This window comes from Seonamhaeicola marinus (genome assembly GCF_008085455.1).
The window spans coordinates 1-275 of sequence record NZ_VSDQ01000724.1 but is presented as its reverse complement, the minus strand read 5'-3'; the positions used below and the strand labels follow the sequence as shown (position 1 = coordinate 275).

The following is a 275-nucleotide window of genomic DNA, read 5'->3' as shown; positions in this document are numbered from 1 at the left end:
GCCTTAATGCGCGTAAGGCTACTAAGGCTTGTATGCCACCAAAGGCTAATGATATGTATTTTGGTATGGTTGATAATAAATCTATTACACCATAAAAACTACATATGTATTTAAACGGTTTTTTTACGGTTACCACACGGGCAATATATTCAATGGTAAAAAGTATGGTAATTATCCATTCTAAAACATCTAGAACATTGTGGTATTTGGCATCAATACTTTCAACACTTTCTAGCATTACAAGTAAAATACTTGCAATAATGGTATATAGTAAA

The 275-nt window shown here is 31.6% G+C and carries 1 protein-coding gene; it reads right to left on the bottom strand.

What is annotated here, in order from left to right:
• Positions 1-275, bottom strand: a 275-nt coding sequence (locus FUA24_RS20980) for an ion transporter (RefSeq protein ID WP_148545045.1), incomplete at both ends; no start/stop codon positions are given.